This is a genomic window from Butyricicoccus pullicaecorum DSM 23266, from assembly GCF_900167005.1.
GTDB classification, from domain to species: Bacteria; Bacillota; Clostridia; order Oscillospirales; family Butyricicoccaceae; genus Butyricicoccus; species Butyricicoccus pullicaecorum.
Genome location: NZ_FUXW01000013.1, coordinates 1 through 13,990, shown reverse-complemented (window position 1 = coordinate 13,990; position 13,990 = coordinate 1). Strand labels below are relative to the sequence as shown.

The 13,990-nt window shown below is 55.5% G+C and carries 15 protein-coding genes; 7 read left to right on the top strand and 8 right to left on the bottom strand.

All coding sequences use genetic code 11. The features are described from left to right. Positions 1 to 320: 320 nt before the first annotated feature. The 3 genes from mnmG to B5D52_RS13280 all read left to right on the top strand — a co-directional run bounded on the left by mnmG (position 321) and on the right by B5D52_RS13280 (position 4,236). Positions 321 to 2,204: a tRNA uridine-5-carboxymethylaminomethyl(34) synthesis enzyme MnmG gene (mnmG, locus tag B5D52_RS13290; RefSeq protein ID WP_016148877.1), complete on the top strand. Its 1,884-nt coding sequence runs from the start codon at positions 321 to 323 to the stop codon at positions 2,202 to 2,204. Further along, positions 2,201 to 2,893: a 16S rRNA (guanine(527)-N(7))-methyltransferase RsmG gene (rsmG, locus tag B5D52_RS13285; protein ID WP_016148876.1), complete on the top strand. Its 693-nt coding sequence runs from the start codon at positions 2,201 to 2,203 to the stop codon at positions 2,891 to 2,893. Before mnmG ends, rsmG begins: the two co-directional genes overlap by 4 nt. A gap of 530 nt (positions 2,894 to 3,423) precedes the next feature. Then, a complete protein-coding gene (locus B5D52_RS13280; RefSeq protein WP_016148875.1) occupies positions 3,424 to 4,236 on the top strand; it encodes a ParB/RepB/Spo0J family partition protein in 813 nt (270 codons plus the stop codon). A 461-nt stretch (positions 4,237 to 4,697) separates the two neighbouring features. On the opposite strand, the gene jag is transcribed toward B5D52_RS13280, so the two are convergent. From jag to B5D52_RS16400, 6 genes are all read right to left on the bottom strand, one after another. Next, entirely contained in the window at positions 4,698 to 5,708 is a 1,011-nt protein-coding gene (gene jag / locus B5D52_RS13275) for an RNA-binding cell elongation regulator Jag/EloR (protein ID WP_016148874.1), read from the bottom strand. A 2-nt stretch (positions 5,709 to 5,710) separates the two neighbouring features. Then, positions 5,711 to 6,673 carry a YidC/Oxa1 family membrane protein insertase gene (locus tag B5D52_RS13270; RefSeq protein WP_016148873.1) on the bottom strand — a complete coding sequence of 321 codons (963 nt, stop codon included), beginning with the start codon at positions 6,671 to 6,673 and terminating at the stop codon, positions 5,711 to 5,713. 94 nt (positions 6,674 to 6,767) lie between these two features. Beyond that, entirely contained in the window at positions 6,768 to 6,980 is a 213-nt protein-coding gene (yidD, locus tag B5D52_RS13265) for a membrane protein insertion efficiency factor YidD (protein ID WP_016148872.1), read from the bottom strand. Beyond that, positions 6,977 to 7,336, bottom strand: a complete 360-nt coding sequence (gene rnpA / locus B5D52_RS13260) for a ribonuclease P protein component (protein WP_016148871.1) — start codon at positions 7,334 to 7,336, stop codon at positions 6,977 to 6,979. Before rnpA ends, yidD begins: the two co-directional genes overlap by 4 nt. A gap of 306 nt (positions 7,337 to 7,642) precedes the next feature. Next, a complete protein-coding gene (gene rpmH, locus B5D52_RS13255; RefSeq protein ID WP_016148870.1) occupies positions 7,643 to 7,777 on the bottom strand; it encodes a 50S ribosomal protein L34 in 135 nt (44 codons plus the stop codon). Positions 7,778 to 8,703: 926 nt separating this feature from the next. Further along, positions 8,704 to 8,859: a hypothetical protein gene (locus B5D52_RS16400; protein WP_155827640.1), complete on the bottom strand. Its 156-nt coding sequence runs from the start codon at positions 8,857 to 8,859 to the stop codon at positions 8,704 to 8,706. Between the two features lie 312 nt (positions 8,860 to 9,171). On the opposite strand from B5D52_RS16400, the gene dnaA reads away from it, so the two are divergent. Continuing rightward, a complete protein-coding gene (gene dnaA / locus B5D52_RS13250) occupies positions 9,172 to 10,476 on the top strand; it encodes a chromosomal replication initiator protein DnaA (RefSeq protein WP_016148868.1) in 1,305 nt (434 codons plus the stop codon). A 72-nt stretch (positions 10,477 to 10,548) separates the two neighbouring features. Here dnaA and B5D52_RS16395 read toward each other — a convergent pair whose 3' ends face one another. Then, positions 10,549 to 11,058, bottom strand: coding sequence for a hypothetical protein (locus tag B5D52_RS16395; protein WP_040333032.1), 510 nt, complete (start codon positions 11,056 to 11,058; stop codon positions 10,549 to 10,551). Between the two features lie 112 nt (positions 11,059 to 11,170). On the opposite strand from B5D52_RS16395, the gene dnaN reads away from it, so the two are divergent. Genes dnaN through recF form a run of 3 tightly spaced genes read left to right on the top strand, consistent with a single transcriptional unit; the run spans position 11,171 to position 13,643 of the window. Further along, positions 11,171 to 12,283, top strand: a complete 1,113-nt coding sequence (dnaN, locus tag B5D52_RS13240) for a DNA polymerase III subunit beta (RefSeq protein ID WP_016148867.1) — start codon at positions 11,171 to 11,173, stop codon at positions 12,281 to 12,283. After that, positions 12,276 to 12,482 carry an RNA-binding S4 domain-containing protein gene (locus B5D52_RS13235; RefSeq protein ID WP_016148866.1) on the top strand — a complete coding sequence of 69 codons (207 nt, stop codon included), beginning with the start codon at positions 12,276 to 12,278 and terminating at the stop codon, positions 12,480 to 12,482. Before dnaN ends, B5D52_RS13235 begins: the two co-directional genes overlap by 8 nt. A gap of 60 nt (positions 12,483 to 12,542) precedes the next feature. After that, on the top strand, positions 12,543 to 13,643 hold the full coding sequence (gene recF / locus B5D52_RS13230; RefSeq protein ID WP_016148865.1) for a DNA replication/repair protein RecF: 1,101 nt from the start codon (positions 12,543 to 12,545) through the stop codon (positions 13,641 to 13,643). Between the two features lie 75 nt (positions 13,644 to 13,718). Here the strand turns inward: recF and B5D52_RS16390 are convergent. Further along, positions 13,719 to 13,990 (bottom strand): hypothetical protein (locus tag B5D52_RS16390; RefSeq protein ID WP_207651149.1); only part of this gene is annotated, 272 nt, incomplete at its 5' end.

The window sequence follows — 13,990 nt, the reverse complement described above, 5'->3', positions numbered from 1 at the left end:
CCGTCTGCGGACGGCGGCCAGCCTGCGCGGCTGGACCGCGCCGGGCCTCAGGCCCGGACCCGTTTTCGCCTGCGGGCGGGATGGGTTCACCGCAAGTCGAGGGTTGCGGGCGGGAATCCTCACCCAAAAAAGTTATCCACAATCCCCTTGTGCACATTGTGGACGCTCGTGCTTTTCTACCACAATTTTACATTACATTTCGACATATTATTTCTCTATATTACATTTCGTATTCTATTTTTCAGCTATCTATCCACAGTTATCCCAAGTATGCACAGAGTTATCAACAGATGTGCACAAAAATTTTCGGAGGAACATCCATGTATTTTGCTGGCACTTACGACATCGCGGTCATCGGTGCCGGTCACGCGGGCATTGAAGCTGCGCTGGCCGGTGCGCGTCTCGGACTGCGCACGCTGTGCTTTACCATCAACTTAGATGCCGTCGGCAATCTGCCCTGCAATCCCGCCATCGGCGGCACGGCAAAGGGGCATCTCGTACGCGAGATCGATGCGCTCGGCGGCGAAATGGGGCATGCAGCCGATGCGGCATGCATTCAATACCGCATGCTCAACCGCGGCAAAGGCCCTGCGGTGCACTCTTTACGTGCGCAGGCCGACCGCGTGAAATATCGCTCGTACATGAAGCACGTACTCGAGACGACCGAAAACCTCTCGCTCAAGCAGGCCGAGGTCGTGTCGGTCGAGGTGGACGAAACCGGTGCGGTGTGTGGTGTGACCACGGCCACCGGTGCGCAGTATGCGGTCAAAGCCGCGATCATCTGCTCGGGTACCTTCCTCGGCGGGCGCATCATCATCGGCGAATTTACCCAGGAGAGCGGTCCGGACGGCATGTTCCCGGCCAAGGAACTGACCGGCTGTCTGCGCAAGCTCGGTCTGCGTCTCCAGCGCTTTAAGACCGGCACGCCGCCGCGTGTCAACCGCCGGTCGATCTGCTTCGATGGCCTCGAAGTGCAGGAGGGAGAGAAGGAGATCATCCCGTTTTCCTTTGATTCCGAGCACCCGCCTGCAAATCAGGCGGTCTGCCATCTGACGTACACCAATCTGGACACGCACGCGGTCATTCGCGACAATCTCGACCGCTCGCCCCTGTTTTCGGGCACGATCGAGGGTGTCGGCCCGCGCTACTGCCCGTCCATCGAGGACAAGGTCGTGCGCTTTGCCGACAAGCCCCGTCACCAGCTCTTCCTCGAGCCGATGGGATTGGAAACCGAGGAAATCTATGTGCAGGGCTTCTCGTCGTCCATGCCCGAGGACGTGCAGCTCAAAATGCTGCACACCATCAAAGGACTCGAACACGCCGAGGTCATGCGCCCGGCCTACGCCATCGAATACGACTGCGTCGACCCCACCGAGCTGCTTCCCACGCTGGAATGCCGAAAAGTACCCGGTTTATACGGTGCAGGACAGTTTAACGGCTCGTCCGGTTACGAGGAAGCCGCAGCGCAGGGTCTGGTCGCGGGCATCAATGCCGCACGCAAGATCAAGGGAGAGTCCCCGCTCATCCTCGACCGCGCCGACGGCTACATCGGCACGCTGATCGACGATCTGGTCACCCGCGGCACGCGTGAGCCCTACCGCATGATGACCTCGCGCTCGGAATACCGTCTGCTGCTCCGGCAGGATAATGCTGACGAGCGTCTGGTACCCATCGGTGCACGCGTCGGACTCAACAGTCCCGAACGTCTGGCACGCACCGAGGCAAAATATCAGCGCGTGCAGCAGGAAATCGACCGTTTATGCACGGTCAGTGTACAGCCCACGGGTGAAATGCAGGACTTTTTGACCGCACACCACTCCACACCCCTCAAGGCCGGATGCCGCATGATCGATCTCTTGCGCCGTCCCGAACTCAGCTATGACGATCTCGCAATCTTTGACCCCGACCGCCCCGCGCTCGACCCCGCCATCCGCGAACAGGTCGAAATCCGCATCAAGTACGAGGGCTACATCGCCCGCCAGCAAAAGGATGTCGAGCAGTTCCGCAAGCTCGAAGCCCGCACGCTGCCCCAGGACATCGACTACGATGCTGTGCCCTCGCTCCGTCTGGAGGCACGACAGAAACTCAAGGACATCCGTCCGCTCAACTTCGGTCAGGCCGGTCGTATCTCGGGCGTTTCCCCCGCCGATATCACCGCTCTGATGATCTATCTCAACCTCGAAAAGGGAGGCAACGACGCATGACTGCTCATGAACTGCTTACTTCCGGTCTGGAACAACTCGGCCAGCACGATCCACAGGCTGTGGACAAATTGCTCGCCTTCTCCGACCTCTTACTCGAAAAAAATAAGGTCATGAACCTGACCGCCGTCACCGCCCCCCTCGAGGTCGTGACCCGCCACTTCCTCGACTGCGCACCCCTCGCGTGCTATGCAGCCGGAAAGACCGTCATTGACGTGGGCTGCGGCGCGGGTTTCCCGGGTATCCCGGTCGCGATTCTGTCCGATGCAAAGGTGACCCTGCTCGACTCGCTCGGCAAGCGCATCAAGTTCTTGCAGGAGGTCATTGACGAACTGGGTCTGACCGGCACGCAGGCCGTCCATGCCCGTGCAGAGGAGTTCGACCACCGCGAAGAATTCGACCTTGCGACTTCCCGTGCCGTCGCACGACTCAATGTGCTCGCAGAGCTGTCCCTGCCGCTCGTCAAGGTCGGCGGGTACTTCATCGCTATGAAGGCGGTCGGTTCGGATGAGGAAATCGAGGAGGCCAAGAACGCGATCACCATTCTGGGCGGCAGGTTAGAGCGCGTGATCGATTACACCGTGCCCATGTCGGAGGGTAGAAAGAGCCGTCTGGTGATTGTCAAGAAGATCAAGAGTACCCCGGCGAAGTATCCGAGAAGATTTCAGAAGATCTCGGCGGCGCCGCTGTAAGGGACAGCACCGCACCAATAATTGAAGTTTCGATCAAACCTTTTCAAAGGTTTGCGGAGTCTTGAGGCAGAGCCTCAAGTCGCCATCCGCAGATGGCGAAATCCCCTTTTGATTTTCGCAAAGCGAAAATCAACCAAAATAAAAAATAAAAGCGCATCCCGCAGGATGCGCAATTCTCTTGGAAAGACCAACCGAATGGTTGGTCTTTCCTTTTTTGTTTGTTTGAGTTGAAACCCGGGTCGGACACCGGGTTTCAATAGGGGAGTTCCGCGCTCTGCGGAGCGCGGCTCAGGGCTCTGCCCTGAGAACCCGCAGCCTTTGAAAAGGCTGGCGAAACTTTCAGCAGGGGTGCAGTGCTTGGGAATTATTTCCTGCCGAAAAATAGAAAATCTGCCGTTTTCTGCCCAAATGCCGCTGAATGCCGTCTTGAAAGTGCAACATCTGCGGACGATTTCCCTTTACATCCCGCCATTTTCTGGTAACCTTGTAGATAGAGCGAACCAAATCAACAAAGGAGGCTATTTCCCACCATGACACCGATGTTTAATCTGCCCGGAAACGGAAACGAACGACAGCTCAGGCGTATTAAGGCCGCGCTCATCTCTCGCAATCCCAACCAGCCGCGGCGGTACTTTGAACCCGAGGCGATCAATCAACTGGCAGACTCCATTCGCCAATACGGTGTACTCAATCCCTTGACCGTGCGGCGCACGCCCGACGGCTACGAGCTGATCGCCGGAGAGCGCCGACTGCGTGCGGCGCGTGCGGCCGGGCTTTCCGAAGTGCCCTGTCTGGTAATGAACGCCACCGAGGCAGACTCCTCCGCCATCGCGCTGGTCGAAAATCTCCAGCGCCGTGACCTGGATTTCTTCGAGGAAGCTGCCGGTTTCCGCCGTCTCATTGACCGCTACGGTCTGACGCAGGAGGAAGCGGCACGCAAGGTGGGAAAAACGCAATCTGCGGTCGCAAACAAGCTGCGACTGCTCAAATTATCGCAGGAAAATATGCGCCTCATCCGTGAGGGTGGGTTATCCGAACGTCACGCCCGTGCGCTCCTGCGTCTGCCCACCGAGGAAGAACGGTTAAAGGCAACCCAGGCAATCATCCAGCACCAATGGAACGTCAATCGCACCGAGCAATACATCGAACAGCTGCTCACAGCCCCGCCCGAAAAACCGGCTGGCACCATGCGGCGGCTCATCAAGGATGTGCGCTTGTTCCTCAATACAGTGGACAAGGCGGTGGGGATGATGAAGGAATCCGGGGTCAACACCAGTTATGAAAAGGAAGAGCGCGACGACGGGATCTTGGTCAAGATCTTGATTCCGCACGCGAGAAGATAAGGGGTCTCAGGAAAAATAAAACGGAATATCTGGTTTGATGCATCATCCTCCGCGAAGCGGAGGTTTTTTTCTGGGAAAAAAGGGTAGGGTAGACCGCCCGAAGGGCGGCAATGAAGTTTCGATCAAACCTTTTCAAAGGTTTGCGGGTTCTCAGGGCAGAGCCCTGAGTCGCCCGTCGCAACGGGCGAAAATCTCTTTTGATTCCGGTCAAAGACCGGAATCAACCAAAATATACAAAAAAAGAAAACCGTTCCGAATGGAACGGTTTTCATGAGCGTGCTAAGCACGCGGAGAATTGCGCGTCTGCGGACGCGCTTTTTTACGAGAGTTTTATTGAAACCCGGGCCGAACACCGGGTTTCAAAAGGGGAGTTCCGGACTCTGCGGAGTCCGGCTCAGGGCTCTGCCCTGAGAACCCGCAGCCTTTCGAGAAAGGCTGGCGAAAGCTTCAATTTTTTCCCCTTACTGCTGCGGACGCTGGGGTCTCTTACCCGCGTAGCGTCTGCCGCCTTCCGGCGAAATCACAACACGACGGTTGGGTTCGGTACCGGTCGAATGGGTGGTCACACCGCGGTAATCCTGCAGTGCAGAATGAATGATTCTGCGCTCATACGGATTCATCGGCTCCAGAGTCATGGGCTTATGATAGCGCGCAACCTTACCCGCCATCTTTCTTGCCAGTCTCTCCAGAGACTCGGCACGCTTACCGCGATAGTTCTCGGTATCAATGGTCAGGCGGACATGTTCCTCGGTGCCGCGATTGAGCACCAGAGAAGTCAGGTACTGGATAGCGTCCAGCGTATCGCCGCGGCGGCCGATGACCGGGCCCATGTCCGGGCCTTCGATCTCGATGCGCAGGTGATCGTCCTCGGACTGTGCGGTCACGTATGCGCGGCCCTCAACGCCCAGCTTGACCAGCAGGCCGTCGATGAACTGTACCGCTGCCTTTGCCTCTGCGCTCCACTCGCCCTCGGGCTTTTCCTCAGGCTTGACGAAAACGGTCGGCTCAGCCTGCTCGCGGCGCGGTTTCTTGTTCTCGGTCGGCTTTGCTGCCGGCTGCTCAGCCTTCTCACCGCTCGCGCGGCGTACCAGGCGCGGCTTCTCCTCGTCCTGTGCCGGACGGGCTGCCGGACGCTGTACCGGCTTCTTATTCTCTGCACTCTGCGGTGCAGCCTTGACCAGACGCGGGGTCTCGTTCTGTGCCGGGCGCGGCTTTGCCTCGGTCTTGACCTCGGCCTTGGGTGCAGGCTTCTCCTCCACCTTTGCCGCCGGCTTCTCGGCCGGCTTTACCTCGTCCGGTACTTCATAGGTCACGCGGATCTTGGCGTCCGATGCGCCAATACCCAGAAAGCCCTTGCGGCCCATCTCGATGACCTCTACCGAAACGGCATCGCGATCCATGTGCAGCTCGGTCAGCGCCTTTTCAATCGCGCGGTCTACCGTGGCCGCGGAGAAAATCTGTTCCTTCTGCATCTTTACGCGTCTCCCTTCGGCAATTTCTTTTTCTTCTTCTTCGGATCTTCAACCTCAACCGGATGGTACTTATTCATGTACCAGGTCAGGCCGATTTCCTGAATCATGGTGAACAGGTTGTTGGTAATCCAGTACACTGCCAGTGCTGCCGGCAGGATGAAGCCCAGATATACAGAGAACAGCGGCATGATGTACAGCATGGTCTTCATCGAACCCTGCATCTGTGCAGCTGCCGGGTTGGTCTTCTGCTGCATCTTCTGCATAACGACCGAGGACAGCAGTGCGGTCACACCGGACAGGATGGGCAGCAGCCAGATCAGACCCGGTTCCTTAATATTCGGGGTCTGCGCCAGGTTGAAGCCAAAGAAGTCAAAGTTCAGCGGTACCAGATGCTGTGCAATCTCGGTAGACAGGCTGGTGATGGACTCCGGGAAGTTGCCCGCAGAGTCTGCCAGCTTGTTGAGCGTCTCCATCAGCGGAATCTGGACGTAGTAATCATTGTACCCCGACAGGTCGGCAAGGCCGTTGTTCTGAACGTAATCGATCAGAAGCTGTACCGAATCCGGGATGCCTTCGGTCACAAAGTCCTTGTCGGTAATGCCCATCATAAAGGTAATGGGCTTCTCGATCGCGTAGTACAGGCCCATCATGATGGGGAGCGGCAGGAAAGAGGGCAGACAGCCACTCATCGGGTTTACACCCTCCTGCTCGTACAGCTTCTGCATCTCCTCGTTGAGCTTGACGCGATTGTTTCCGTATTTCTTCTGCAATGCCTGCTGCTTCTGCGACAGTGCACTCATCTTGCGCATGCTCTTCTTACTGTGAATGGTGAGCGGCAGCAGGATGAACTTACAGAGCAGGGCAAAGAGGATGATCGCGAGGCCGTAGGAATCTACCAGGTTGTAGATTGCCATCAGCAGCATACCAAACGGACGCACGATCAACAAACCAAAGAGCTTAGCCAAATCGTTGTTCCTCCAAATGGTTTTTCAGACGGGCGATTCTTCCCGTCCGTTCTTGTTCCTTCCGTACTTTTCCGGGCAGGATCTCCCCAAATGCTTAGGGTACGGGGTCGTAAGGTCCGCGCTTGGAGAACGGATGACAGCGGCAGATGCGCTTGAACGCCAACCAGCCGCCTTTGCGTGCGCCGTATTTCTCGATTGCCTCCAGGGCATACTGCGAACAGGTCGGGATATAGCGGCACTTCGGTGCGGTATAAGGTGAAATGGCACGGCGGTAAAACCGGATCAGTGCCAATAGCAGCCGTTTCAACCGTTCATTCCTTCTTTCACGTCCTGTACGACGTGCAGATCACGGGCAGCCTTCAAAAGCGCCTTTTCCACGTCGGCGCAGGAAGCTCCCTGCATCCGCGCGCGCGCAACCAGCACGAAATCAAATCCCGGTTTGAACTCCGCCTCGTGCAGCCGGTAAGCCTCGCGGAACAGACGCTTTGCGCGGTTTCGCTCGACGGCGCAGCCGTATTTTGCACTCACTGTCAGACCAAGACGGTTGTGTCCCAGCCGGTTTTTCAGGCAGTACAGCACAAGATAGCGGTTTGCCACCGACTTGCCCCGGTGGTACAGTCTGCGGAATTCATGGTTTTGTTTGATCACATAGGTTTTCTTCATGTGTTTTGCTCCCAAAAGTCAGAAGCGTTCTTGCTTTTTTGTGAGAGGGAAGCGGGCCGATGCCCGGGCGCGCTCCCGCCGCGCCGAATCCGGAAAGGCAAAACTTTTGCCCTGCGCGGCCTGCCTGCCGCCGTCCAAAGGATTCCAGAAGGGTCTGGAAAAAAGGTCCGCGTGTCCGATGCGCCGGGTCTTGGGTGCGGCAGGCCGAAAACATACGACCCCCGGCGTGGACAACATAGAAAAAAGAGCCGCTCATACTGGGCGGCTCGATCTGTTTTTTCTTTTGCGCTGCGGAATGGGCAAAGATTACAGGGTCAGCTGCTTGCGGCCCTTCGCACGACGGCGAGCCAGCACCTTGCGGCCATTCTTCGTAGACATTCTCTTGCGGAAGCCATGCTCCTTGCTGCGCTGACGCTTCTTGGGCTGATAAGTTCTCAGCATTTACCACACACCTCCTATTATCCTAAGAATCTGAATGGGCACCGGCACAGGTCCAATAACCAGGTATCGGGCTTATGCCGCTGCCTGTCCGTAATACTCCGAATCAGATATATTATAGTCAGGTGACCGGGAGTTTGTCAAGGGCAATTTTTGAAAATGCGCAGTTTTGACGGGGGAAAAAGTTCCCCCTTTCACTGGCAAGGGGTTTTACTTTACTCTGTGTAATTTTTGTACCAAATATTCCCGAATTTTGGGACAGGTTTGCAGCGGGTCGGATGGGTGAAGAAGGATGAGCGGCCTAATGAACAGGGCAAATCGTCAGCGACTCACACACATGCAGACAGACGGATAACCGCGAATGATACAAAATGCGGTCAAATAGAAAAGGATGAGACAAATTTTTTCGGAGGAGCAGGGAAGTCCAAACCAGGCGCGCAGATCAGCACCGCAAGAGCAGATCGTACTGCCGCACGGAGCGCCTGAGCTATACAAAACCTGTACTTGGTTCGCAGTTGTCCCATAAACTTCGCGTTCGCAACGCAGTCCCAGCACAACAGGGAGCGCCGGACGGCACGCTCCCGCTGCGCGGAGTTCATACTTTCCCACCCTATCGGCGGTACACAGTAACCCTAACGAGGAAGGAAGACGGGTTCCCAAAGGGACGAGAGTGCGCCTTAAAATACGCCGCAGGCGTGCGCACTCGAGGTGAGCGGCGGTACGCGATTTTCGAGCGTACCGTAAAAAATATTCCGGTGGAATATTTTTTAGCGATGGAGAGGAAAACCGTAGGTTGTCCATCCTTTGGTTTTCGGTTCCTTTTTTAAAGGAACTTTTCGTTCTCCTTCTAAGGATAGTTTTCGGTCCTCCCGGCTGTTCGGGAAATGAAACGGCAAGGGTGCGGCGCCAGCCGCTATGGGAAAAACGCTTTAGGCGTTTTTCATGAGCCTTGCGGAATCAGAAAATACCCCGGTGGGGTATTTTCCCGTAAGGCTGTGGCCGACTTGCTCGGCCAAGTCATGAACGGAGAGCGGGCTGCGGCGCCGGCCGCAAAATTGAAAACCAATCCGCAGGTTGGTTTTCATGAGCGCGCTTTGCGCGCAAAAGAGTCTTGCTCGCTGCGGCGAGCGCTTTGAACGAAAGTTTTGTTGAAACCCGGGCCGAACCCCGGGTTTCAATAGGGGATTTCGCCCGTTGCGACGGGCGACTCAGGGCGCTGCCCTGAGAACCCGCAGCCTTTCGAGAAAGGCTGGCGAAAGCTTCAATTACGCCTGCGGGCGGGTTTGCAGTTTATTTTTTCCACAACTGTGGACTCCCATGGGGATAACTTGAAATCCCTTGTCAAATATGATACTATGTACAGTGAATAAGAATCGGCAGAATTAGGAGGAAATGTTTTGAACAGCAACAACGACTTATTAAAAATGGCGTTGTCGCGCATGGAAGGTTCCTTCAGCCCGGTCACCCTTTCGGCCTGGTTTGACGACGCCGAAGCCGTCTCCCTCGAGGGCACTAGCTTCGTCCTGCGCGCTGCCAACCAATTCAAAAAAGAGATCATCGAATCTCGTTTCACCGCGCCTTTACAGCAGGCTTTGACCGAGCTGCTCGGTGAACCTATCACCCTTTCGGTCGTTTATGGCGATCAGGTTCCGTCCGCGGAAAAAACCGGTGAGTCTATCGGTCTTTCCCCCGACGAGGAATACACCTTTGAACACTTCATTGTTGGTTCGTCCAACAAGTTCGCCCATGCGGCTGCCGTTTCGGTCGCAAATCATCCGGCTGAAAACTACAACCCGCTCTTTATTTACGGTCAGTCCGGTCTGGGCAAAACCCACCTTTTGCATGCAATCGGCAATGTCATTCGCGGTACGCACCCGAATTTCCGCATTATTTATGTAAAAGGCGAGGATTTCACCAACGAGTTGGTCACCGCCATTCAGGAAGGTGATGTGCAGTCCTTCCGCGGCAAGTACCGCATGGCTGACCTGCTTTTGATTGACGATATTCAGTTTATCGCCGGTAAAGAGCGCACGCAGGAGGAATTTTTCCACACCTTTAACGCGCTTTATGAGGCTGGCCGTCAGATCGTTCTGACCTCCGACCGTCCGCCCAAGGAGATGAACACCCTCGAAGACCGCATGAAAACCCGTTTTGAATGGGGTCTTTTGGCCGACATTCAGCCGCCGGACTTTGAAACCCGTGTTGCGATCATCAATGCAAAGGCGGAAAAGCTCGGTTTCGATCTGCCCAAGGACGTCATTTACTGCATCGCGGAGAATTTGCAGTCCAACGTCCGTCAGCTGGAAGGCACGGTCAAGAAAATCAAGGCAAAACACGAGCTCGGCGGCGAGGCCATCACCATCGACATGACCCAGAAGGTCATCGAAGAGGTCAAGTCCATCAGCCCCGGTTTAAATCCCACCCCGCCGATGATCTTGCAGACCGTTTCCAACTTCTACTCGGTTCCGGTCGATCAGATTCTGTCCGATCGTCGTTCCAAAGACACCGTTCAGCCGCGCCAGATGGCAATGTATCTAGTCAGAAAGATGACCAATTATTCGCTGCCGGAAATTGGTAAGGTTTTCGGTCGAGATCATACCACGGTCATGCATGCGTGCGATAAAATCGACGGTGATCGTAAGAAAAATGCAGAACTCGAGGATATTATTAAGACATTGATCGAAAATATTCAGAATCTGTAAATAAGCACCGCACCAATCACTGAAGTTTGGATCAAACCTTTTCAAAGGTTTGCGGGTCCTTAGGGCAGAGCCCTAAGTCGGACTCCGCAGAGTCCGAAATCCCTTTTTTGATTCCAGGCCGAAGGCCGGAATCAACCAAAAAATAAACAAAATCGCGCTCCGCAGAGCGCGAAATTCCCCTGCGCGCGAAGCGCGCTCATAAAAACCAACCTGCTGGATTGGTTTTTTCACCCCTAGATTACTGCCAGTCTCTATATTATATAGATACGAACGACAGGTAAATTGAATCCCGGGGCGAACACCGGGATTCAAAAAGAGAGTTTCGAGCCTGCGGGCTCGACCAGGTTTCACCTGGACGGACCAGAGGAACGCAGTCCCTCTGGACTCCCGAGCTGGGCTGCGGCAGCGGGATTTTTCGGCCGAAATTTTATCCACACTGCCTGTGGATTGTGGATGGACAAACTGTGGATAAACATTTCCCCAAATTTCTCCCCACAATTCGTCCAAATCCATCCACATCCGCATGGGGACAAAAAATCCCATGACGTTCATGGACTTTTTCGGCTTTTCCACAGCTTCCACAGCTCTACTACTACGACTATAAAATTATCCTTCTATTTCTTTCCGCCATTACCCGGGAAATGCGGCGTAATCTCCACATCTCCTGTGGATAAAGAAAGGACTACCAAATACCATGAAATTTTCCTGCGAAAAATCGGCATTCCTCGACGCAATCTCGATTGCATCTCGTGCCGTATCGACAAAATCCACCATCGCAATTCTCGAAGGTCTGCGCCTGACCGCGGCCGACACCCTGACTCTGTCCGGCTACGACCTGTCGATGGGCATTCGTACCCAGGTCGATGCCGACGTTTTAGAACCCGGCGAGATCGTTTTGAGTGCAAAGCTGCTCGGCGACATCGTCCGCAAGCTGCCCAATGATGTTGTTTATGTCGAAACCGACGACAAACTGCTGACCACCATTAAGTGCGGTCGCTCGGTTTTCAACCTCGTGGCCTCGGCTTCCGACGATTTCCCGGCCATGCCCGAAGTTGACGCTGCCTGCGAAATCCCGATGCACGAAAAAGTACTCAAATCGATGATTAACCAGACCGTTTTCGCGGTCTCCGACAACCAGGCCAAGCCCATCCACACCGGCTGTTTGTTCGAGCTGACCGACGGCAAGCTGACTGTTGTCGCAGTTGACGGCTTCCGTCTGTCCATCCGCCGCGAAATGTTGGAAAATGCACCGGCTGAGGACATGAAATTCGTCGTTCCGGGCACTGCGCTGCGCGAAATCGAACGCATTCTGCACGAGGACGGCGACTCGGTTGCAACCGTTTGCCCCGGTGAAAAGCACATTTTGTTCGCACTGGGCAAGACCACTCTGGTCTGCCGCCTGATCGATGGCGAATTTTTAAACTATAATGCAGCAATTCCGGCCTCTTTTGAGTACACCGTCACCGCAGATACCCGCGAACTCATCACCTGCCTTGAGCGCGTATCCCTGCTCGTGTCCGAAAAACTCAAAAATCCCGTCCGTATTACCTTCGATGGCTCGGTTATGAAGATGACCTGCATCACCGCCGTCGGCAAATCTTACGACGAATGCGCCATCAATGGCTCGGTTGACCCGCTGGAAATCGGCTTTAACAGCCGTTATCTGCTCGATGCGCTCCGCGCTTGCAGCGATGACACCATCCAGCTGTCCATCAAGGGCGCACTGAACCCCATCGTCATCACCCCGACCGAGGGCGAAAAGTACACTTACCTCGTCCTGCCTGTGAGGTTGAAAGCCGATGCGTGAGATTCAGATTCAGAGCGAGTTTATTAAGCTCGATGCACTTTTGAAGTTTGCAAACCTTGTTTCGTCCGGCGGTGAGGCCAAAATCCGCATTTCTGAGGGAGAAGTTCTGGTCAACGGTGAGCCCTGCCTCATGCGCGGCAAAAAGCTGCGCCCCGGCGATACGGTCACGCTGGACGGCGAAACCGTCAAAATCATCTAAAATCCCCATTGTTTCACGTGAAACAGTTCAAATTCTTCACCCGACAAGGAGGCCGGACGCTTGATCCGCACGCTGACGCTGGAAAATTTTCGTAATTATGAACGGGCTGACCTGTGCTTCGACCCGGCGGTCAATCTGATCGTCGGAGAAAACGCCCAGGGCAAGACCAACTTGCTCGAAGCTGCGGCGGCGCTGTCCACCATCAAGCTGTTCCGCACCGCGCAGAAAAAAGAAGGTCTGCGCTTTGGCTGCGATCACGGTCTGATTCGCGGTTCGTTCGACACCGAGGGCATGGAAGTCGAACTGGAATTGCGCCTGCACCGCGACCGCGCCATGGAGCTTTACAAAAACGGCATCCGTCTGCGAAGGCAGGGTGAGGCGAGGGGATTATTACGCACTGTATTATTCTGCCCCGACGACCTGTTCCTCGTCCGCGCCGGTGCGGCTGCCCGCCGCAAATTCCTGGACGCTGCCCTGTGTCAATTACGACCGCAATATGCAAGTGCACTTGCAGAATATGAAAGAGTGCTTGCACACAAATTGCGTATTTTGAAGGACGGCGAGGAAAAACCTGCAATGCTGGATTTGCTCGACGACTTCACGCTGCGTCTGTGCCGTCTGGGTGCGCTCATCATCCGCTACCGCGCGTACTATATCCGTAAGCTCGCAGGACGCGCCCAGACGCTCCACGCCGAGGCCGCACCCCATGAGACACTCGAATGCGTCTATCACACCGTCTCGAGCGTCTCAGACCCCTACGCATCGCCTGCCGTCATCGAGGCGCAGCTGCAAAGCCATGCCATGAACCACCGCGCGGCTGAGATCGCGGCCAAGTCCTGCCTGTCCGGCCCGCATAAGGACGATCTGATCTTAAACCTCGGCGGCGTGTCCGCTGCATCCTTCGCGTCACAGGGTCAGGCCAGAACGGCTGCGCTCGCGCTTAAACTCGCAGAGCGGGAATTGTTCTTTGATGAGGATAATGTCTATCCTGTCTTGCTGCTCGATGACGTGCTCAGCGAGCTTGACCGCTCCCGCCAGGACTTCGTGCTCAATCATTTGGGGCAGGGTCAGGTGATTATTACGTGCTGTGAAGAGGAAACTGCCGCACGGTTCCACGCGGGTACCGTGTTCCACGTGGAAAAGGGAAGGGTCTCAAACTAGCACCGCGGAAAAACAAACTCCCGCCCGCAGGCGAAATAAAGTTTCGATCAAACCTTTTCAAAGGTTTGCGGGTTCTCAGGGCAGAGCCCTGAGACGGACTCCGCAGAGTCCGGAACTCCCCTTTTTGATTTTCGCCTTGCGAAAATCAATCAAAACAAAAAAATAATCGCTCGCCGCAGCGAGCGAAATACTCCGCGCACAAAGTGCGCTCATGGAAAAGACCGTCCTTCGGGACGGTCTTTCCCGTTGTCGGTTGCCCTGATTGCGGCAGCCGAAACGGAGGGAACGCACGAAGGGCAGGGAAGGGGAATCCGTTCCGACGGGAACGGATTCCATGAGCGTCGCCC

Bases quoted from the DNA above. Each gene is read 5' to 3' on its own strand.
- mnmG (WP_016148877.1), top strand. From the start codon at position 321: ATGTATTTTGCTGGCACTTACGACATCGCGGTCATCGGTGCCGGTCAC.
- dnaN (WP_016148867.1), top strand. From the start codon at position 11,171: ATGAAATTTTCCTGCGAAAAATCGGCATTCCTCGACGCAATCTCGATT.
- B5D52_RS16400 (WP_155827640.1), bottom strand. From the start codon at position 8,859: ATGAAAACCAACCTGCGGATTGGTTTTCAATTTTGCGGCCGGCGCCGC.
- jag (WP_016148874.1), bottom strand. From the start codon at position 5,708: ATGCAGAAGGAACAGATTTTCTCCGCGGCCACGGTAGACCGCGCGATT.
- B5D52_RS13280 (WP_016148875.1), top strand. From the start codon at position 3,424: ATGACACCGATGTTTAATCTGCCCGGAAACGGAAACGAACGACAGCTC.
- B5D52_RS13235 (WP_016148866.1), top strand. From the start codon at position 12,276: ATGCGTGAGATTCAGATTCAGAGCGAGTTTATTAAGCTCGATGCACTT.
- rnpA (WP_016148871.1), bottom strand. From the start codon at position 7,336: ATGAAGAAAACCTATGTGATCAAACAAAACCATGAATTCCGCAGACTG.
- rsmG (WP_016148876.1), top strand. From the start codon at position 2,201: ATGACTGCTCATGAACTGCTTACTTCCGGTCTGGAACAACTCGGCCAG.
- rpmH (WP_016148870.1), bottom strand. From the start codon at position 7,777: ATGCTGAGAACTTATCAGCCCAAGAAGCGTCAGCGCAGCAAGGAGCAT.